General features: G+C 59.1%; 20 protein-coding genes. 13 read left to right on the top strand and 7 right to left on the bottom strand.

The features are described from left to right. Window positions 1-25 precede the first annotated feature (25 nt). Window positions 26-1,318 (bottom strand): OprD family porin, encoded by a 1,293-nt coding sequence (locus tag GPL81_RS23540; protein WP_160108654.1) that lies wholly within the window; start codon window positions 1,316-1,318, stop codon window positions 26-28. A gap of 237 nt (window positions 1,319-1,555) precedes the next feature. Between GPL81_RS23540 and GPL81_RS23535 the strand changes: the two genes are divergently transcribed. Both GPL81_RS23535 and GPL81_RS23530 read left to right on the top strand, forming a co-directional pair. Beyond that, window positions 1,556-2,227, top strand: coding sequence for a response regulator (locus tag GPL81_RS23535; RefSeq protein ID WP_007979804.1), 672 nt, complete (start codon window positions 1,556-1,558; stop codon window positions 2,225-2,227). Beyond that, window positions 2,220-3,608, top strand: a complete 1,389-nt coding sequence (locus GPL81_RS23530) for a sensor histidine kinase (protein ID WP_160108653.1) — start codon at window positions 2,220-2,222, stop codon at window positions 3,606-3,608. The genes GPL81_RS23535 and GPL81_RS23530 overlap by 8 nt, the downstream gene beginning before the upstream one ends. An 85-nt stretch (window positions 3,609-3,693) precedes the next feature. Here the strand turns inward: GPL81_RS23530 and GPL81_RS23525 are convergent, their stop codons facing one another. Both GPL81_RS23525 and ygfZ read right to left on the bottom strand, forming a co-directional pair. After that, window positions 3,694-4,515, bottom strand: a complete 822-nt coding sequence (locus GPL81_RS23525) for an HDOD domain-containing protein (RefSeq protein ID WP_160108652.1) — start codon at window positions 4,513-4,515, stop codon at window positions 3,694-3,696. A gap of 36 nt (window positions 4,516-4,551) precedes the next feature. Next, window positions 4,552-5,493, bottom strand: coding sequence for a CAF17-like 4Fe-4S cluster assembly/insertion protein YgfZ (gene ygfZ, locus GPL81_RS23520; protein WP_160108651.1), 942 nt, complete (start codon window positions 5,491-5,493; stop codon window positions 4,552-4,554). Window positions 5,494-5,642: 149 nt separating this feature from the next. Here ygfZ and GPL81_RS23515 point away from each other — a divergent pair, with 149 nt between their 5' ends. Beyond that, entirely contained in the window at window positions 5,643-5,897 is a 255-nt protein-coding gene (locus GPL81_RS23515; protein WP_160108650.1) for an FAD assembly factor SdhE, read from the top strand. Continuing rightward, window positions 5,881-6,333, top strand: a complete 453-nt coding sequence (locus GPL81_RS23510; protein WP_160108649.1) for a protein YgfX — start codon at window positions 5,881-5,883, stop codon at window positions 6,331-6,333. Before GPL81_RS23515 ends, GPL81_RS23510 begins: the two co-directional genes overlap by 17 nt. On the opposite strand, the gene nadB is transcribed toward GPL81_RS23510, so the two are convergent. Then, window positions 6,302-7,918, bottom strand: a complete 1,617-nt coding sequence (gene nadB / locus GPL81_RS23505) for an L-aspartate oxidase (protein WP_096513001.1) — start codon at window positions 7,916-7,918, stop codon at window positions 6,302-6,304. The genes GPL81_RS23510 and nadB overlap by 32 nt on opposite strands. A 557-nt stretch (window positions 7,919-8,475) precedes the next feature. On the opposite strand from nadB, the gene rpoE reads away from it, so the two are divergent. The 4 genes from rpoE (at window position 8,476) to GPL81_RS23485 (ending at window position 12,250) form a co-directional block, all read left to right on the top strand. Beyond that, on the top strand, window positions 8,476-9,057 hold the full coding sequence (gene rpoE, locus GPL81_RS23500; protein ID WP_003172477.1) for an RNA polymerase sigma factor RpoE/AlgU: 582 nt from the start codon (window positions 8,476-8,478) through the stop codon (window positions 9,055-9,057). Between the two features lie 31 nt (window positions 9,058-9,088). Next, window positions 9,089-9,676, top strand: a complete 588-nt coding sequence (locus GPL81_RS23495; protein ID WP_160108648.1) for a sigma-E factor negative regulatory protein — start codon at window positions 9,089-9,091, stop codon at window positions 9,674-9,676. 8 nt (window positions 9,677-9,684) lie between these two features. Beyond that, the gene (locus GPL81_RS23490) at window positions 9,685-10,644 is read left to right on the top strand and encodes a MucB/RseB C-terminal domain-containing protein (protein WP_160108647.1); all 960 of its coding nucleotides are present in this window, start codon (window positions 9,685-9,687) and stop codon (window positions 10,642-10,644) included. Between the two features lie 178 nt (window positions 10,645-10,822). Further along, on the top strand, window positions 10,823-12,250 hold the full coding sequence (locus GPL81_RS23485) for a DegQ family serine endoprotease (RefSeq protein ID WP_096512998.1): 1,428 nt from the start codon (window positions 10,823-10,825) through the stop codon (window positions 12,248-12,250). A gap of 81 nt (window positions 12,251-12,331) precedes the next feature. Here the strand turns inward: GPL81_RS23485 and GPL81_RS23480 are convergent, their stop codons facing one another. Further along, entirely contained in the window at window positions 12,332-13,765 is a 1,434-nt protein-coding gene (locus GPL81_RS23480; protein ID WP_160108646.1) for a M48 family metalloprotease, read from the bottom strand. A gap of 98 nt (window positions 13,766-13,863) precedes the next feature. Between GPL81_RS23480 and GPL81_RS23475 the strand changes: the two genes are divergently transcribed. Both GPL81_RS23475 and GPL81_RS23470 read left to right on the top strand, forming a co-directional pair. Further along, the gene (locus tag GPL81_RS23475) at window positions 13,864-14,103 is read left to right on the top strand and encodes a sulfurtransferase TusA family protein (protein WP_096512996.1); all 240 of its coding nucleotides are present in this window, start codon (window positions 13,864-13,866) and stop codon (window positions 14,101-14,103) included. A 31-nt stretch (window positions 14,104-14,134) separates the two neighbouring features. Further along, window positions 14,135-15,205: an AI-2E family transporter gene (locus tag GPL81_RS23470; protein ID WP_096512995.1), complete on the top strand. Its 1,071-nt coding sequence runs from the start codon at window positions 14,135-14,137 to the stop codon at window positions 15,203-15,205. Window positions 15,206-15,304: 99 nt separating this feature from the next. On the opposite strand, the gene GPL81_RS23465 is transcribed toward GPL81_RS23470, so the two are convergent. Continuing rightward, window positions 15,305-15,778: a peroxiredoxin gene (locus GPL81_RS23465; RefSeq protein WP_160108645.1), complete on the bottom strand. Its 474-nt coding sequence runs from the start codon at window positions 15,776-15,778 to the stop codon at window positions 15,305-15,307. Between the two features lie 11 nt (window positions 15,779-15,789). Then, complete coding sequence (locus GPL81_RS23460; RefSeq protein ID WP_056856013.1) at window positions 15,790-16,350, bottom strand: glycine cleavage system transcriptional repressor; 561 nt, start codon at window positions 16,348-16,350, stop codon at window positions 15,790-15,792. Window positions 16,351-16,679: 329 nt separating this feature from the next. Between GPL81_RS23460 and dapA the strand changes: the two genes are divergently transcribed. The 3 genes from dapA to GPL81_RS23445 are packed head-to-tail and all read left to right on the top strand — an operon-like array spanning window position 16,680 to window position 19,454. Next, a complete protein-coding gene (gene dapA, locus GPL81_RS23455; protein WP_096512992.1) occupies window positions 16,680-17,558 on the top strand; it encodes a 4-hydroxy-tetrahydrodipicolinate synthase in 879 nt (292 codons plus the stop codon). Between the two features lie 17 nt (window positions 17,559-17,575). After that, a complete protein-coding gene (gene bamC / locus GPL81_RS23450) occupies window positions 17,576-18,691 on the top strand; it encodes an outer membrane protein assembly factor BamC (protein ID WP_160108644.1) in 1,116 nt (371 codons plus the stop codon). Window positions 18,692-18,695: 4 nt separating this feature from the next. Then, a complete protein-coding gene (locus GPL81_RS23445; RefSeq protein WP_096512990.1) occupies window positions 18,696-19,454 on the top strand; it encodes an MBL fold metallo-hydrolase in 759 nt (252 codons plus the stop codon). Window positions 19,455-19,463: the final 9 nt, after the last annotated feature.

Below are 19,463 nucleotides of genomic sequence, written 5' to 3'. Positions count from 1 at the left end.
GAGTTGTTGTTATGGACGTACTGAATTACCAAAGGGCAACGCTATAGCTCACCAGCAGACGCACTTCATCGGCATCGCGAGCGGAGTAGTTGGAGCGGTAGGTGGCATTTCGCAGGCGCACGGCGACGTCTTTGAGGGCGCCGCTTTGTACTACATATTTGATCTCGCTGTTGCGTTCCCATTCCTTGCCTTCGTCACCGTTCTTGAGCTTGATGTTGTCACCGCTCACGTAACGGCTCATGAAGCTCAGACCAGGGACACCAAGGGTGACGAAGTCGAAGTCATAACGTGCTTGCCAGGAACGCTCCTCGGCACCGGCAAAGTCGTTGATCTGCACGAAGTTCACCAGGTACGGGTCGCTGCCATCCACATAGGGGAACGCGCTGTCGCCGGACATGTGCTGGTAGCCTGCACTGAACTTGTGTCCACTCAAGGCGTAACTCACCAGACCGTTGAGGGACTTGTTGTCGATCTTGCCGCCACGGGCTTCGCCCTGGTCATCACTGATGGCAAACCGCAGGTCGCTGGCAAAGGTGCCGGGGCCGAACGGCTGCGAGGCAACCAGCCCGAGAAAGTGCTGGTTGTAGACTTCATCGAGTTGCGCGAAGTGGTAGCTGCCGGTGATCTTGTCGGTGAACTTGTAGTCCACGCCGCCGAAGTCGAAGTGCTCGCCGGCTACCGTTCCGGCGAAGCGGCTGTTCTTGTTGTTGAGGGCAACGTCCTCGAAGTCGGTGCTGTCGCGATCCTTGGCCTTGTCCAGGCGCCCGCCGGTGAAGGTCAGGTTTTTGATTTCCTTGGAGGTCAGCATGCCACCTTCAAAGGTCTGCGGCAGGATGCGGCCATCGTTGGGCTTGAGGATCGGCAGTTCCGGGATCAGGCTGCCGATTTTCAGCTCGGTGGCGGAGATTTTCACTTTGCCGGTCAGGCCGAGCTTGGAATATTCGTCAGCCGCGCGCCCGTCGCTATGGGTTGGCAGCAGCCCGGTACCGGTGCGGTCCGGGCTTGAGTCGAGCTTGACCCCCATCATGCCCAGTGCATCGACACCGAACCCCACGGTGCCGTCGGTGTAGCCTGATTTCAGATTGAGCATGAACCCCTGGGCCCACTCGTCACGCTTGGATTGCTGGGCACTGGTACCGTCGCGAAAATCGCGGTTGAAGTACATGTTGCGGGTTTCGAAAGTGGCTGAGCTGTCTTCGAAGAATGCGGCTTGGCTCAACGGTGAGAAACCGGCAAGGGCGGCAGCGCTGGCAAGCGCAGTGTGGCTGAAACGGGAGAGGCGGGTAGGCGCGATAGCCTGGGTCTGCAGGGACTGCATGGATGACTTACTCCGTTTATTGTTCTTATTTGTCGAAAACGCTTCGAGGCGTTTTTCGTATCGCTGTGTGGCGGCAGCGACGGCAGTCGTAACTGTCCGTGCCAGGACTTTAACGGGCTAACCTTTCGCTAGGCTTTCAGCTGGTTTTCACGGTCTTCGGGCTTCACAGCGGCGGTTGCGGCTGTAAACTCCGCGCCAAAGAATGGCGTCGACCATCCCTGAATGAGGTAAAGATCCATGCGTGTCCTGCTCGTCGAAGACCACCTGCAGCTCGCCGAGAGCGTCGCCCAGGCGTTAAAGAGCACCGGGCTGACGGTGGATGTGCTGCACGACGGTGTGGCGGCCGACCTGGCGTTGGGCAGCGAGGAATACGCCATGGCGATCCTCGATGTCGGCCTGCCGCGCATGGATGGCTTCGAAGTTCTCGCGCGTCTGCGGGCAAGGGGCAAGAACTTGCCGGTGTTGATGCTGACCGCGCGCAGCGATGTCAAGGATCGGGTCCACGGCCTGAACCTCGGCGCGGACGATTATCTGGCCAAGCCTTTCGAACTCACCGAACTCGAAGCCCGGGTCAAAGCCTTGTTGCGCCGCAGTGTGCTGGGCGGTGAGCGCATTCAGCGTTGCGGTGTGCTGGCCTATGATCTGGAAACCCGGCGTTTCACCCTCGGCGAAGAATTGCTGACCCTGACCTCCCGCGAACAAGCCGTGCTCGAGGCCCTGATCGCCCGTCCCGGCCGCGTGATGAGCAAGGAACAACTGGCCTCCCAGGTCTTCGGTCTCGACGAAGAGGCGAGCCCCGACGCCATCGAAATCTACGTGCACCGCTTGCGCAAGAAGCTCGACGGTCAACCCGTGGCTATCGTGACCTTCCGCGGCCTCGGCTATTTGCTGGAAAGCCGCGATGCATAAGCCCAGCAGCCTGCGCTGGCGGTTGTTGTGGAACCTGGCACTGCTGCTGGTGGTGCTGATGCTGGCCAGTGGCTTGAGCGCCTACTGGAACGGCCGTGAAGCCGCCGACACCGCTTATGACCGCACCTTGCTGGCCTCGGCGCGGACCATTGCGGCGGGCGTCTCCCAGCGTGACGGGACGCTCAGTGCCGACGTGCCTTACGTGGCGCTGGATACCTTCGCCTACGACAGCGCCGGGCGGATTTTTTACCTGGTCAACGACATTCACCAGAACCTGATTTCCGGTTACGAAAACCTCCCCGCACCACCTCCCGGCACACCACGCACCGATGACTACCCGGCGCTGGCGCGTTTTTACAACGCCACCTATCGAGGTCAGAACGTGCGGGTGGTCAGTCTGCTCAAGCCTGTCAGCGAACCGAACATGAACGGCATGGCGGAAATTCGTGTCGCAGAAACCGATGAGGCGCGGGTCAGTATGGCGCGCAGCCTGGCGGCGGATACCTTGCTGCGCCTGGGCATGCTGGCGGTGGGGGCGCTGTTGTTGGTGTGGTTTGCTGTCAGCGCAGCGCTACGCCCGCTGGAGCGCTTGCGCACGGCGGTGGAAGAGCGGCAGCCGGATGATTTGCGGCCATTGCCGTTGGTGGAAGTGCAGCACGAGCTATGGCCACTGGTGCGGGCGCTGAATCACTTTACCGAACGCTTGCGCGAGCAATTCGAGCGTCAGGCGCAGTTCATCGCTGATGCGGCCCACGAGTTGCGTACACCTCTGGCAGCCCTCAAGGCACGACTTGAACTGGGTTTGCGGGCGAACGAAGCCGAAACCTGGCGCAGTACTCTGGAAACCGCCGCCCAGAGCACCGATCGATTGACTCACCTGGCCAATCAGTTGCTTTCCCTTGCACGCGTCGAAAATGGCGCCCGGGCGATTGCCGAGGGCGGCGCGCAGTTGCTGGATTTGAGCCAACTGGCGCGTGAACTGGGCATGGCCATGGCGCCGCTGGCCCATAAGCGCGGCGTGGCACTGGCGCTGGAAGCGGACGAGCCGATATGGATGCGGGGCGAGCCGACTTTGTTGAACGAGCTGTTGAGCAATCTGGTGGATAACGCGCTGGCCCATACGCCACCGGGCGGTAACGTCATCCTGCGGGTCTCGGCGCCGGCAGTGCTGGAGGTCGAGGACGATGGGCCGGGCATTCCCCTGGATGAGCGTGATCGGGTATTCGAGCGCTTTTACCGTCGCAACCAGCACGTGGCCGGATCAGGCCTGGGATTGGCGATTGTCGGCGAGATTTGCCGCGCGCACCTGGCCCAGATCAGCCTGCACGATGGCGAGCAGGCGGGGTTGAAGGTGCGGGTGAGTTTTATTGCCGGGGAGTGAGTTGTCAGGACGGTCCTCTTCGCGGGCAAGCCCGCTCCCACAGGTTGATCACTGACCTGTAGGAGCGGGCTTGCCCGCGAAGCTTTTAATAAAACATCGACCGCGTTTCTTCCAGATCGGCGCACATCGCCTTGTTATCGGGATCGATCCCGAGCTTGACGAAGGCCGGCACGCTGTAAGGGTCGATGCGCGAGAACGGGTGGTCGGTGTCCTTGTGGCAATACAGGCTGGCCACTTGCACCAAGTCGACATAATCGATCTGTTCGGACTGTCGCTTGAAGTTCAGGTACAGCCGGGGCACTTGCACCAGCATGTCCGGAAACTCCCAGACCCTGAGCAGCTTGTCGCCGAGTAATGGGTGAATATGGTCGATCACATGGTTGAGGCTGACCGGGTCGGACAGCAGCTCATAGTGATCTTCGGCGTAGGTCAGGATCGGCAGCACGCCAATCTGATGCACCAACCCACCCAGGGCAGCCTGATCGGGCTTGAGCTGGGTGTAGCTGCGGCACAACGCATAACTGACGCCGGCGATTTCCAGGCTCTTGCGCCAGACTTCGCGCATCTTCTGTTCCACTACATCGGAGCGGGCATGGAAAATCTGTTCCATGACCAGGCCGATGGCCAGGTTGCTGCTGTAGTTGATGCCCAGGCGTGTGATCGCCGTGTGCAAGTCGGTGACTTCCTGGGTGGCGCGCAGCAACGGGCTGTTGACCACTTTGATCAGGCGCGCCGACAGCGCGGCGTCGCGGCCGATCACTTTGCTCAGGGTGCTGATACTGATTTCCGGATCTTCAGCGGCCTTGCGAATCTGCAGGGCCACCTCCGGTAACGTTGGCAGAACCAGGTCATCGTTATCGATGGCCTCAACCAAATCCTTCTGGACCTTTTCCGCCAGCTCACTCATTTCGTTTCTCTAGGTGTTGCAAAAAAAGTACTGCGGTCAACGCTGGATCTCGCGGTCGCGGTCCAGTGGGTAAGGCAGGTCGAGCATGCTCAGGGCCGGGCCTTCGAGCGCGCCGACGTGGATATCGCCAGCCTCCGCTGCTTCGGCTTGCAATACCGCCAGCAGTTCAATGTTCTGCCCGGCGTGGGCAGCCAGCACCACTTCACCGATCGAGCTGGTGTGACTGGGGGAAAACAGCGGGGTGCCGGGCTCAGGCAAATCGCCGGCCTCCAGTTGCACGCGATACAGGCGGCGCTTGAGTTTGCCCAGGTACTGCATTCGCGCGACGATTTCCTGGCCGGTGTAGCAGCCTTTTTTAAAACTCACGCCACCAACGGCTTGCAGATTGAGCATCTGCGGAATGAACAGTTCGCGGGTGCCCGGCATCACCTGGCCGATCCCGGCCCGGACCTGACCCAGCAGCCATTGGTTCAGGTCGCCTTCGGCCAGCAGGGCGGACAGCTTGCCCTTGATGACATCGGCTTGATCGGCGGCAACCCACAGTTCGGCGCGTTCAGCAGAAACACGAACAGCGATCAAACCGTCATGGCGCACGACACTGTCGGTTTCTACCGGCAGCTCAAGGCCAAGGCTTTTGAGTGCAGCATCGCCATGGTCGACGCCGAAGCGGACCCAGGCAGCGCTTTCATCGGTCAGCTTGGACTTGGAGAACACCGCGTACTTTTTCAGATCCGCCAGTTGCGGTTCCAACAGCTCGCGGGCCATGGCCAGGAGCACGCCGTCACCTTCGAGCAGGATGCGGAAACTCGATTGCATCCGGCCTTTCTGCGTGCAGCGCGCGCCCAGGCTGGCCTGGGTGTCGCTCAGGTAATTGAGGTTGCAGGTCAATTGGCCTTGCAGGAACTTGCCGGCGTCCGCACCGCGGACCGCCAGAACACCTTCATGAGACAGCGTGCAGAAAAAAGCGGAATCGGCCATGGGTCATCGCAAGGTAAAGAGTCTGGCGGACATAATAAGGGGGCGCCTCTGAAATGGGTAGTTCACAAAGGATCGTCGGTGACCGACCAAAGCCGACTGTTCGATAAGGCGCGGCGCTGTATACTTGCGGCCTATTTGAGGAGCGCTCCATGGTCGAAGATGTTGAACTGAATCGCCTCTACTGGCACAGCCGCCGCGGCATGCTTGAGCTTGACGTGTTGCTGGTGCCGTTTGTGAAAGAGGTCTATCCGCACCTCAACGACGTTGATCGCGCCTGCTACGTCAGGTTGCTCGAATGCGAGGATCAGGACATGTTCGGCTGGTTCATGGAACGCGCCGAATCGGACGATCCGGAGCTACAGCGCATGGTTCGCATGATCCTGGATCGTGTCCAGCCCAAGTAATGCGTTCGAATGCCGCTGGCATGCCTCACGGCAGTTGCTGGCGGCCTATCTTCTGGCCCAGCTGTCTGTACTGGGTTCGTCATTCCTTCTCTCCATTCCGCTTTGGGCCGGCCTTTTCGGCGCCTTGTGCTGTCTATTGCATGGCGTTTGGGCGTTGCCGCGTCAGATTCTGCTGAGTCACCCACAGGCTTTCCGCGGCTTGCGTCGCAATGCCGAGGGCTGGCAGTTATGGAATCAGGCTGCGGGATGGCAAGCGGTGCAACTGCGGCCCGACAGCCTGGCGCTGCCATTGATCGTCGTGTTGCGTTTTCGTTTGCGCGGTGAGCGGCGAGTCAGGGCCATTTGTGTGCCCCGGGATTCGCAGACGGCGGATTCGCACCGACGCCTGCGGGTCCGGCTCAAGTTCAGTCGGCGTAGGTGGGCGGCACCAGAATAGTGTCCAGGGCGACCGGCAACATGTCCGGATAGTCGAGCGTGTAATGCAGGCCGCGACTCTCCTTGCGCTCCATGGCTGACAGGATCATCAACTCGGCCACCTGAGCCAGGTTACGCAATTCGATCAAATCCCGGCTGACCTTGTAGTTACTGTAGAACTCGTCGATTTCGTCGAGCAACAGGCGCACTCGATGCTGGGCACGTTGCAGGCGCTTGTTGGTACGTACAATACCGACGTAGTCCCACATGAAACGCCGCAGTTCATCCCAGTTGTGCGCAATGATCACGTCTTCATCGGAGTCGGTCACCTGGCTCGCGTCCCAGGCGGGCAGGGCGACTGGCGCCGAAACCAGCGGGAGCTGCTCCATGATGTCCGCCGCTGCTGAGCGGGCGTAGACAAAACACTCCAGCAACGAGTTGCTGGCCATGCGATTGGCACCATGCAGACCGGTGAAACTGGTCTCGCCAATGGCGTACAACCCAGGCACATCCGTGCGACCTTGCTGGTCGACCATGACGCCGCCGCAGGTGTAGTGCGCCGCCGGCACCACCGGAATCGGTTGCTTGGTGATGTCGATGGAAAACTCGAGACAGCGTTCGTACATCGTCGGGAAGTGCGTCTTGATGAACTCTTCGGACTTGTGGCTGATGTCCAGATAGACGCAATCGATGCCCAGACGCTTCATTTCATGGTCGATCGCCCGGGCGACGATGTCCCGCGGGGCCAGTTCGGCCCGTGGATCGAAGCGTTGCATGAAGCGTTCGCCATTAGGCAGTTTCAGGTGCGCACCTTCGCCGCGCAGGGCCTCGGTGATCAGGAAACTCTTGGCTTGTGGGTGATACAGGCAGGTGGGGTGAAACTGGTTGAATTCCAGGTTCGCCACCCGGCACCCCGAACGCCAGGCCATGGCGATACCGTCACCGCAGGCGCCATCGGGGTTGCTGGTGTAGAGGTAGACCTTGGCTGCGCCGCCGGAGGCCAGGATCACGAAACGGGCGCCGTAGGTTTCGACTTCACCGGTGCCGCGATTGAGTACATAGGCTCCCAGGCAGCGATCACCTTTAAGGCCGAGGCGTTTTTCCGTGATCAGGTCGATAGCCACCCGTTGTTCCAGCAGCTCGATGTTCGGCCGTTGGCTGGCCTGGGTCAGCAGCGTTTTGAAAATTGCCGCCCCGGTGGCATCGGCAGCATGAATGATGCGTCGATGACTGTGGCCGCCTTCTCGGGTCAGGTGAAATTCGAACCCGCCGTCTTCTGTACTGGAGTGCTCATCACGGGTAAAGGGGACGCCCTGGTCGATCAGCCACTGAATGGCTTCTTTGCTGTGCTCGACGGTAAAGCGCACGGCGTCTTCGTGGCACAGGCCGCCGCCGGCATTGAGGGTGTCGTCGACGTGGGATTCGACAGTGTCGGAATCATCCAGTACGGCAGCGACGCCGCCCTGGGCCCAGAAGGTCGAGCCGTTGGCGAGGTCGCCTTTGCTCAGTACAGCGATGCGCAAATGACCGGGCAAGGTCAGCGCAAGGCTCAAGCCGGCAGCACCGCTGCCAATTACCAGAACATCGTGTTGAAACTGTTGGCTCATTTCAGGATTCCGCTCAAAGCGACCCGGGTCGGGGTGGCGCTGGACATCTGGACATGCAAGGTCAGGCTACCGCACAGCCCACTAGTATATAGAGGGGGGGAGCGGCACAATAGCCGAGCCCATATGGCATTGTGAAACTACTGTGACGGAAAACACCTGACGCTTCGTCGGATGGTTTTTTGGCCGAATCGGCGACAAGAGGACTGTATCGTGGATTTAACGATATTTTTCCCTTCACGGTTGCACAATGTCGGTGTCGCGCAGCTATAAATATTTGGAACTTTTGCCAAAGGCCCAAGATCAATAGACGGTTGCCTGATTAAAGGGACAGTGTCGGTTTCAGTGCAGGATCAGCAGTTGGATCCTGGTCGTGAATCCGATGACAAGATTATTCGCGCAGCCGGGGCATCTCGTGCTGCGCTTTTCGTGCGTGCCGAATCAGAGCCCGCAGGAAACTTGCCTGGAGGGGGAGAACTTTTGCGAAAAGCCCGAGTCTATGTTTGCAAGTCCGGTCGTTTAGTTATGCAAGCCTCCTCCGAGCTTATCGAGGAGTGTTCATGCTAACCCAGGAAGAGGATCAGCAACTGGTCGAACGCGTTCAGCGCGGCGACAAGCGTGCTTTCGATCTGCTAGTGCTGAAATACCAGCACAAAATTCTCGGGTTGATCGTGCGTTTCGTGCACGACACCCATGAAGCCCAGGATGTGGCGCAGGAAGCCTTTATCAAGGCGTACCGGGCGCTTGGAAATTTTCGCGGAGACAGCGCGTTTTATACGTGGCTTTACCGCATCGCCATCAACACGGCGAAAAACTATCTGGTTTCACGCGGCCGTCGGCCGCCGGATAGCGATGTCAGTTCCGAGGATGCAGAGTTCTACGATGGCGATCATGGCCTCAAGGATCTCGAGTCGCCAGAACGGGCTTTGCTGCGGGATGAGATCGAAGGCACCGTCCATCGAACCATTCAGCAACTGCCGGAAGATTTGCGTACGGCTTTAACTTTACGTGAATTCGATGGTCTGAGTTACGAGGACATTGCGAGTGTCATGCAATGTCCGGTGGGCACCGTGCGCTCCCGGATCTTCCGCGCCCGGGAGGCCATCGATAAAGCCCTGCAGCCGTTGTTGCAGGAAAACTAGTGACAGCGGCGACAGCCAAGAGAGGAACGCCATGAGTCGTGAAGCCCTGCAGGAATCGCTGTCCGCAGTGATGGATAACGAAGCGGACGAATTGGAACTGCGTCGGGTACTCAGTGCCTGCGACGATGTTGAAACCCGTGAAACCTGGGCTCGTTATCAGATCGCTCGGGCAGCGATGCACAAGGATCTGCTGCTGCCACGTCTGGATATCGCAGCGGCTGTTTCTGCAGCTCTGGCTGACGAAACCGTGCCGGCAAAAGCCACCCGTGGTCCATGGCGCAGCCTGGGTCGTCTGGCCGTAGCTGCTTCGGTCACGCTTGCCGTACTGGCAGGTGTTCGTCTGTACAACCAGGACGAGATCGCTGGCGTCGAACTGGCACAGCAATCCAGCCAACAGAATCTGGCCGCCCCTCAAATAAAGGGCCCGGCTGTACTGGCAGGCTACAATGAGAGTTCGGAAGCCACTGGCCCTATGGTCAACGGCGTACTGCAGGGTCAGCCAGGCTCGCAGGATCAACGTTTGCCAGGCTACTTGCGCCAACATGCTCAACAGGCTGCACTGAAAGGTACTGAGAGCGCTCTGCCTTACGCTCGTGCAGCGAGCCTGGAAAACCGTTAAGGAGGATCATGCGCGCCATACCTCTACTTTCGCTTCTGCTGAGTGGCTGGTTTGTTGTTCCAGCCCACGCCGATGAAGCTCAGGACTGGCTGACCCGTCTTGGTCAGGCCGAGCAGCAGCAAAGCTTTCACGGTACCTTCGTTTACGAGCGTAACGGTAGTTTTTCTACCCATAACATCTGGCACCGCGTCCAGGATGGCAAAGTCCGCGAGCGGTTACTCCAGCTCGACGGCTCTGCACAGGAAGTCGTGCGCATTGATGGGCGTACTCAATGCGTCAGCGGCGCCCTGATAGCAGGGCTGGGTGATTCGCCAAACTCCTCTGCTCGTGCACTCGATCCTCAAAAGCTCAAGAATTGGTATGACCTTGCCGTCATAGGCAAGTCGCGCGTGGCCGGGCGAGCGGCAGTGATTGTTTCACTGACCCCCCGCGATCAGCACCGTTACGGGTTTGAACTGCATCTGGATAAAGAAACCGGACTGCCGCTCAAGTCGTTGCTGCTCGATGACAAGGGGCGACTGCTGGAGCGATTCCAGTTCACGCAGCTTGATACAGCCAATGTTCCCTCCGACAGCGAATTGCAGCCTGGCGCCGATTGCAAAGCAATCAATCTCGAAAGTGACAAGGCTTCCGCAGTCAAAGCAGCACAGGTTTGGCATTCAGACTGGTTACCACCCGGTTTCGAGCTGACAAGCAGCACGGCGCGCAAGGATCCGGAGACTAAAACCCAGGTCAGCAGCTTGCTTTTTGACGATGGCCTGGCGCGTTTTTCGGTGTTCCTGGAGCCATTGAATGGCGCAGCAGTTACCGATACCCGGACTCAGCTGGGGCCCACTGTTGCGGTTTCCCGTCGCTTGACCACACCACAAGGCGAAATGTTGGTGACAGTGGTCGGTGAGATTCCGGCAGGTACCGCTGAACGAATTGCGTTATCCATGCGTAATGACGCCGCTGCCAACAAGCAGTGAGCTGAAATCGAAATGTTTCGTGAGCATTTCAATTTGCAAATACCCTCAAAATTTTTTATAGGTCAGAGCCCCTCGGCTCTGGCCTTGTTTGTTGTTCCCGGAACAAAAATACCGGCGTATCTTTCCCGGTGTTCCTTGATCCATATCGCTTAACCATGCTCGTCGTAACGGGAGCCGTATGTCGATACCACGCTTGAAGTCTTATCTGTCTATTTTTGCCACCGTGCTGGTGCTTGGTCAGGCGGTCGCTGCGCAAGCAGTCGAGTTGCCGGACTTCACCCAGTTGGTCGAACAGGCCTCGCCTGCGGTGGTGAACATCAGTACCACGCAGAAACTGCCGGACCGCAAAGTGAACCAGCAGATGCCTGACCTCGAAGGCTTGCCGCCGATGCTGCGCGAGTTCTTTGAGCGTGGCATGCCGCCACAACCGCGCACACCTCGCGGTGATCGTCAGCGTGAAGCTCAATCCCTGGGCTCGGGTTTCATCATCTCGTCCGACGGCTACATCCTGACCAACAACCACGTAATCGCTGATGCAGACGAGATTCTCGTGCGTCTCGCTGACCGCAGCGAAATGAAGGCCAAGCTGGTCGGCACCGACCCGCGTTCCGACGTGGCGCTACTGAAAATCGAAGGCAAGGACCTGCCGGTCCTGAAACTCGGCAAATCCCAGGATCTGAAGGCCGGCCAATGGGTCGTGGCGATCGGTTCGCCGTTCGGCTTTGACCATACGGTGACCCAGGGCATCGTCAGTGCCGTCGGCCGTAGCCTGCCAAATGAAAACTATGTGCCGTTCATTCAGACCGACGTGCCGATCAACCCGGGTAACTCCGGTGGGCCACTGTTCAACCTCAATGGCGAAGTGGTCGGGATCAACTCACAGATCTACACCCGTTCCGGCGGCTTCATGGGCGTGTCGTTCGCGATCCCCATCGACGTGGCCATGGACGTTTCCAATCAGCTGAAAAGCGGCGGCAAAGTCAGCCGTGGCTGGTTGGGCGTAGTGATCCAGGAAGTAAGCAAGGATTTGGCCGAGTCGTTCGGTCTGGAAAAGCCGGCCGGTGCCCTGGTCGCTCAGATCCAGGATGACGGCCCGGCAGCCAAGGGTGGTCTGCAAGTCGGCGACGTGATCCTGAGCATGAATGGTCAACCCATCGTGATGTCCGCCGATCTGCCGCATCTGGTGGGTGCATTGAAGGCTGGCTCCAAGGCCAATCTGGAAGTGATTCGTGAGGGCAAGCGCAAGAATGTCGAAGTGACGGTCGGCGCTATTCCGGACGAAGACAAAGAGCTGGATGAGCTACCGAAATCGGGCATCGAGAGCAATAGCAATCGTCTCGGTGTTTCGGTCGTCGAGCTGACCGCCGAGCAGAAGAAGACCTACGACCTCAAAGGCGGCGTGGTGATCAAGGAAGTTCAGGAGGGGCCTGCTGCGATGATCGGCTTGCAGCCGGGTGATGTGATTACTCACCTGAACAACCAGGCGATCGAATCCACCAAGCAATTTACTGACATCGCCAAGGCATTGCCGAAGAATCGCTCGGTGTCGATGCGGGTCTTGCGCCAAGGTCGCGCCAGCTTCATCACTTTCAAACTGGCTGAATGATCTGGTTGCTGACTGAATGAAAAACCGCCTCGAAAGAGGCGGTTTTTTTTGCGCTTGATAAAGCAATGATTTGCGAAGTTTTCAGCCCATCATGTCCTTGATCATACGCTCCTGTTCCATCAGCTCTCGCTGACGGGCATCGATTCGCGACGTTAACGGGAAGTTGCTGCCAGCCTTGCGCTTGGCGAAATCCAGTTGCTGGATGGCCTGGCGATAGTCACCGACCAGCGCGAAGTATTCGGCGCGAGCCTGATGCAGGCCGATGATGTTGCCCGACAGGCCGCGAGTCTCGGCCACCTGATACCACACGTCTGGATCGTCCGGGCGCGACTTGAGCAGGCCTTCCAGTGCCTTTTCGGCATCGGCGGCGCGGTTCTGTTTCAACAGAAGGTCGACGCGCACCTGGTTCAGCGGATAGTTGCCGGGGTACTGAGTCAACATTCGGTCCACCCGGGTTTGCGCTTCCGCCAGACGATTGTTGGTGATATCCAGATCGATTTGCGCGAGGTTGTAAATGATCTCGTTAGGCGATTTCGCCAGCAGCAGCTTGAGGTTTTCCCGTGCCTCGTTCAGTTGGCCGCCCTTGACCTGGGCGATTGCCAATCCGTAGCGTGCGACATCGCTTTTGGGGTTTTCATCCAGTTGCGCGCGGAAGCGCTTGGCACCCAATCCCGGGGTTTCCTCATAGATGAGTTGAACCCGTGCGCGAATCAGTTGATAGCGCAGGGAGTCTTCAATGCCGCCCTGCGGCGCCTGTTCAGCGCGGTTGCGGGTGTCGGCGATACGCGATTCGGTCACCGGGTGAGTCAGCAGGAATTCCGGTGGCTTGGCATCGTAGCGATACTGTCGGCCCAGACGCTCGAACATGGTCGGCATGGAGCGTGGGTCGTAGCCGGCTTTTTCCAGGTTGAGAATGCCGATGCGGTCGGCTTCCTGTTCGTTTTGACGCGAGAAGCGCCGCTGTTCCTGAAGCGCCGCTGCCTGAGTGCCGGCAATGGCGGCGATCCCGGCATCGCCGGCACCGGCCGCGGCAATCACGATCCCGGCCAGCAATGCGGCCATCATCGGCACTTGCATGCGCTGTTGGGCTTCGACGCCACGGGCAAAGTGGCGCTGCGACAAGTGAGCCAGTTCGTGAGCCAGTACCGAGGCGTATTCACCTTCGGTCTGGGCATTGAGGAACAAGCCGCCGTTGACCCCGACAATCCCGCCCGGCGCCGCGAAGGCGTTGAGTTGCGGACTGTTGATCAGGATGAACTCCAAACGCCGGTCATTGACCTGACTGGTCTCCACCAGTCGGTAGACGCTGGATTCGACATAGTCCTTGAGCTGCGGATCGTTGAGCTGCGATACCTGGCTGCGCAACAGCGCCAGCCACGCGCGGCCCAACTGGTATTCCTGCTGCGGCGAGACAATGGCAGAACTGGCGTCGCCGAGTGACGGCAGGTCGTCGGCGAAGCCCGGTGAAGCGAGCAGGCAAGCGAGCGTCAGCAGGGTAGGGCGCAGAAAAGTCATGCACAAAGCCTTAGTCGACAAAGACCTTACTGTAGCCGGACACCAGCCTTGCGACCAGATATTCTAGGCAACCCAACTGCCTGAACCGGAGTGATGCAATGACCGACGCTGTAGCCCATGACGTTGAGCTGGACGCCAGTGGCTTGAATTGCCCGTTGCCGTTGCTCAAGGCCAAGATGGAACTCAATCGGATGACCAGTGGAGCAGTGCTCAAAGTGATTGCCACCGATGCGGGTTCTCAGCGCGACTTTCGCACCTTTGCCCGATTGGCCGGTCATACGCTGCTTCGCGAAGAAGATGAAGCGGGCGTGTACCGCTATTGGTTGAAAAAAGCCTGAAACCTGCGGCATTTGTTCTTAAGGATTATTGATGTTCAAAGTGTTACGCGACTGGATTCAGCGCTACTTCTCCGATGAAGAGGCTGTGGTTCTGGCAGTTCTGCTATTCCTGGCGTTCACCGCCGTGCTGACCCTCGGCGGCATGCTGGCACCGGTGCTGGCCGGGATGGTGCTGGCGTACCTGATGCAGGGACTGGTGTTGACCCTCGAACGCCTGCGTATGCCGGGCGGGGCCGCGGTGGGATTGGTCTTCGCACTGTTCATGGGGGTGTTGCTGGTGTTCATTGTGGTCGTGGTGCCGCTGCTCTGGCATCAGTTGATCACCTTGTTCAACGAATTGCCGGGCATGCTTGCCAAGTGGCAATCGCTGCTACTGCTGCTACCGGAACGCTACCCGCATCTGGTGTCCGACGAACAGGTCCTGCAGGCCATCGAAGTGGCGCGGGGCGAGATTGGCAAGTTCGGGCAGTGGGCGTTAACGTTCTCGCTGTCGAGCCTGCCGCTGTTGGTCAACATGATGATCTATCTGGTGCTGGTGCCGATTCTGGTGTTTTTCTTCCTCAAGGACCGGGCGATGATCGGGCAGTGGGTGCGCGGTTATCTACCCCGGGAGCGAGCGCTGATCACCCGTGTCGCCCATGAAATGAACCGGCAGATCGCCAACTACATTCGTGGCAAGGTCATCGAGATTTTCATTTGCGGTGGCGTGACCTACATCGCCTTTGTCGTGTTGGAGCTCAATTACGCGGCGCTGCTGGCATTGCTGGTGGGCGTGTCGGTGGTGGTGCCCTATGTCGGGGCCGTGGTGGTGACCGTGCCGGTGTTTTTGATTGCGCTGTTCCAGTGGGGTTGGAGCGATCAGTTCATCTATCTGATGGCGGTTTACGGGATCATCCAGACACTGGACGGCAACGTGCTGGTGCCATTGCTGTTTTCGGAAGCGGTCAACCTGCATCCGGTGGCGATCATCTGTGCGGTGTTGTTGTTTGGCGGATTGTGGGGATTCTGGGGGGTGTTCTTTGCGATACCCCTGGCGACCCTGTTCAAGGCCGTGCTGGACGCCTGGCCGCGCAAGGAGCCGGTGGTGGCGCCTTTGCTTTGAGTACGGATTGAGGGCCTCTTCGCTGGCAAGCCAGCTCCTACAAAAGCCCATGCAGGAGGGGGCTTGCCCGCGAAGACGTCAGAACTGACGCCAAGAAAATCAGGCCTTGTTCAGCGCCTGAGCAGCCGCCAGAACAGCATCAACATGCCCAGGCACCTTCACCCCACGCCATTCCTGGCGCAATACGCCATTCTTGTCGATCAGGAACGTGCTGCGATCCACGCCCATGTATTCCTTGCCATAAAGCTTCTTCAACTTGATCACGTCGAACAGCTGGCAAAGCGCTTCTTCCTTGTCGCTGATCAGTTCGAACGTGAACGCTTGCTTGGTCTTGAAGTTCTCGTGGGACTTCAGGCTGTCGCGGGACACGCCGAACACTTCGGTGTTGGCTGCTTTAAAGGCTTCAAGCTGATCGCGAAAGCCCTGGCCCTGGGTCGTGCAACCCGGAGTGCTGTCCTTCGGATAGAAGTAGATCACCACCTGCTTGCCTTTGAGCGCCGCCAGGCTGACGGTTTGCCCGCTGGTGGCGGGTGCTTCGAAGTCGGCAACCGGTTGGTCGATGGCAACGGCCATGAAAAGCTTCCTTACATTGGGTTTTGTGGGCGCCACGGTTCGATCAGGGCATCCAGGTTCAGCGCATCGGCGAAATCCAGGAATTGATCGCGCAACCAACTGATTTGCACACCGGCCGGCAAGGTCACGGTAAACGTGGCATTAAGCATGGTGCCGCCGGTTTGCGGCGCCTGATAGGTATCGCAGGTCAGGTTTTCCAGCTCGACATTGTGATCCATGAAGAACTGGCACAGCTCGTTGATGATGTCCGAGCGGTAGGCCGAGCTGACATACGCAACGTACGGCAGCGCCTGGGGACGGTTCTCCAGGGCGGCACTGCGCACCACATTGACGGTGAAAGCGTGCCGTTTTGCCAGCACCGGTAGGCTGCCTTCCAGGCGTGCCAGGGCGTCCCAGCTGCCCGAGACTTCAAGGACCAGCGCACTGCACTCGCCATGACGGGTTAGGCGAGAGGTGACCACGGCGCAACGATTTTCATGGCTGGCGCGGCACAGGACGTTAGTCAGCTCCATGGGGTTGGCGCCGAGGGCACTGATGACAAGGAATTGTTCGCGAACTGTGGGGGTGGACATGCAGCATTCCTAAAGCGATGAGCGGTCGGTACTTCTATCGGCTTGTTTTACCGGGGTACGAGCCTGCGGATGCGAACTCAGAAAGCCCCAGGCGCAGGTCGCAACGTGCTCCAGTATGGCAGGAGCGAGAGGTGGACGCGCTGGAATGGGGCTTGTGATGCCGAAAATGGAGGCTGAAACCCGACGTACGAGCTTGTCAGTACCGATCAAAGTCTGAAGGGTAGCGAAAAGCAGCGCCAAGGGGAATGGCGGCAGCGCAGTACTTCGCTTGTACAAGCATCTTGGCGCCAGTACCATTACGGCTCTCTTTTTCCGGCAGGAGCGGTTGCATGATTGCGGGCAGTATGGTGGCACTGGTCACACCCATGGATGCACAAGGTCGTCTCGATTGGGACAGCTTGAGCAAACTGGTGGACTTTCACCTGCAAAACGGCACCCACGCCATCGTGGCGGTCGGCACCACAGGTGAATCGGCCACCCTTGATGTGAACGAACACATCGAAGTCATCCGTCGCGTCGTGAAGCAGGTCAATGGCCGCATTCCGGTGATCGCCGGTACCGGCGCCAATTCGACCCGCGAAGCCATCGAGCTGACCACCAACGCGAAGAACGCCGGCGCCGACGCCTGCCTGCTGGTCACGCCGTACTACAACAAGCCGACCCAGGAAGGCCTGTACCAGCACTTCAAGGCCATCGCCGAGGCTGTCGATATCCCGCAGATCCTCTATAACGTGCCAGGTCGCACCGCATGCGACATGCAGGCCGAGACCGTGATCCGCCTGTCGACCGTCAAGAACATCATCGGTATCAAGGAAGCCACCGGCGACCTGAAGCGCGCCAAAGCGATCATCGACGGTGTCAGCAGCAATTTCCTGGTGATTTCCGGTGACGATGCCACCGCGGTCGAGCTGATCCTGCTGGGCGGCAAGGGCAATATTTCGGTCACCGCCAACGTCGCCCCTCGCGATATGGCCGACCTGTGCATCGCCGCCTTGAACGGCGACGCCGAGAAGGCGCGTGCCATTCATGAAAAGCTGATGCCACTCAATAAAACCCTGTTTATCGAATCCAACCCTATTCCCGTGAAATGGGCGCTGCATGAAATGGGCTTGATGCCGGACGGTATCCGTCTGCCGCTCACCTGGCTCAGCGCTGAATGTCACGAACCGCTGCGCCAGGCCATGCGCCTGTCCGGCGTCCTGGTTTAATTGAGGAAGTACAACGCATGAAGCGAATGGCCGGACTTTCCGCACTTGCCTTGATTATCTCCAGCACCAGTGGCTGCGGATGGATCTGGGGCCCGGAAGGTTATTTCCGTGACCGTGGTAGCGATTACCTGGAAGCGAAACAGACTGCACCGATGCAAATGCCACCGGACGTCAAAACCGCCAAGCGTCTGGACCCGCTGTTGCCGATTCCACGCAACGTGGCTGATGACACTGCCAAGGGTGAATACATCGTTCCTCGGCCGCAGCCATTGTCGGCCGCAGCCGACGCCAGTGCCTATTCCCTGCAGAAGAGCGGCGATTCGCGTTCGATCCTTGCGCAGAATTCCCCGGCTGAAGTCTGGCCAGTGGCTGTCCAGTTCTTCCAGGACAACGGCTTCCGTCTTGATGAACAGCGTCCGCAAACCGGCGAGTTCACCACGACCTGGCAGCATTCCGACGAGTTGTCGGCTGCCATGGCCAAGCGCCTGAGCGCGGCGGGCGTCAGCACTGACAGCGAAACCCGCGTTCGGGTACGTATCGAGCCGGGTGTGCAGCGCAACACCAGTGAAGTCTACGTGGTCAGTGCCGAGCGTCCTGCCGGCAGCACCGCCGATGTGGCCTTTACCAACCGTTCGGTCAACACTGGCCTGGACGCGGCACTGGTCGATGACATGCTCGCCAGCATGAGCCGCAGTTCGGAGAAGGGCGGTTCGGTCTCCATGCTGGCCTCCCGTGATTTCGACACCCCGAGTCGTGTCAGCCTGAGCGTGGACGGCAGCGGTAACCCTGTCCTGAACGTCGGCACTGACCTGGATCGTGCCTGGTCGAGCGTCGGCCGTGCACTGGAGCAGGGCGAATGGCGTGTTGAAGACATCAACCGCAGCCTGGGCCTGTACTACATCAACCTGGCTGAAAAAGCCGAGAAGAAGGACGACAAGCCAGGTTTCTTCAGTGGTCTGTTCGGCAGCAAGCCTAACAAGGAAGAGCTTGAAGCTCGCGCCGAGCGTTATCAGGTTCGCCTGAGCAAGGTGGGCGACAGCGTTCAGGTCACCGTCGAGAAAAACATCAACACCGTGGCGCCGGCTGATGTGGCGCGTAAAGTGTTGACCGTGATTCAGGACAATCTGGGCTGATCACATGCGTTTTGCCGTTCTCGGCAGCGGTAGCCAAGGGAACGGCACGCTGATAGCCAGCGCTGATACCTATGTACTGGTGGATTGTGGTTTCTCCCTGCGGGAAACCGAAAAACGCCTGCTGCGCCTGGGTGTGAACCCTGCGCAGTTGAGTGCGATACTCGTGACCCACGAACATGCCGACCACGTGCATGGCGTGGGTTTGCTGTCTCGGCGTTACAATCTGCCTGTCTATCTCAGTCGCGGCACCTTGCGCGGGATGCGCAAACCCATCGAACCCGCAGGCTTTCTGGCGGGCGGTGAGCAACTGCAGGTCGGCGACTTGAGCATCAGCGTCATTGCCGTGGCCCACGATGCGCAGGAGCCGACGCAATATGTATTCAGTGATGGTGAACGGCGTTTCGGCCTGTTGACCGACCTGGGATCGTATTGCAACAAGGTATTGGACGGTTATCGGGATCTCGATGCTTTGATGATCGAGGCCAACCATTGCCGTGACATGCTGGCTCGCGGTCACTACCCGTACTTTCTCAAGCAACGGGTGGGCGGCGAACTGGGACATTTGAACAACCATCAGGCGGCATTCCTGGTGGCCGAGTTGGGCTGGCAAGGCCTGCAACACCTGGTCCTGGCCCATCTGAGCAGCAAGAACAACCTGCCGCAGCTGGCCCGGCAATGTTTTGTCGACACCCTCGGGTGCGACCCGGACTGGCTGCAACTGGCCGATCAAGATTCAGGGCTCGACTGGCGATATATCGCCTAGCCCATCTAC

Source organism: Pseudomonas izuensis (assembly GCF_009861505.1).
GTDB lineage: Bacteria > Pseudomonadota > Gammaproteobacteria > Pseudomonadales > Pseudomonadaceae > Aquipseudomonas > Aquipseudomonas izuensis.
Note: the sequence above shows the minus strand (reverse complement) of the source record. Positions and strands in the feature narration are given on the sequence as shown.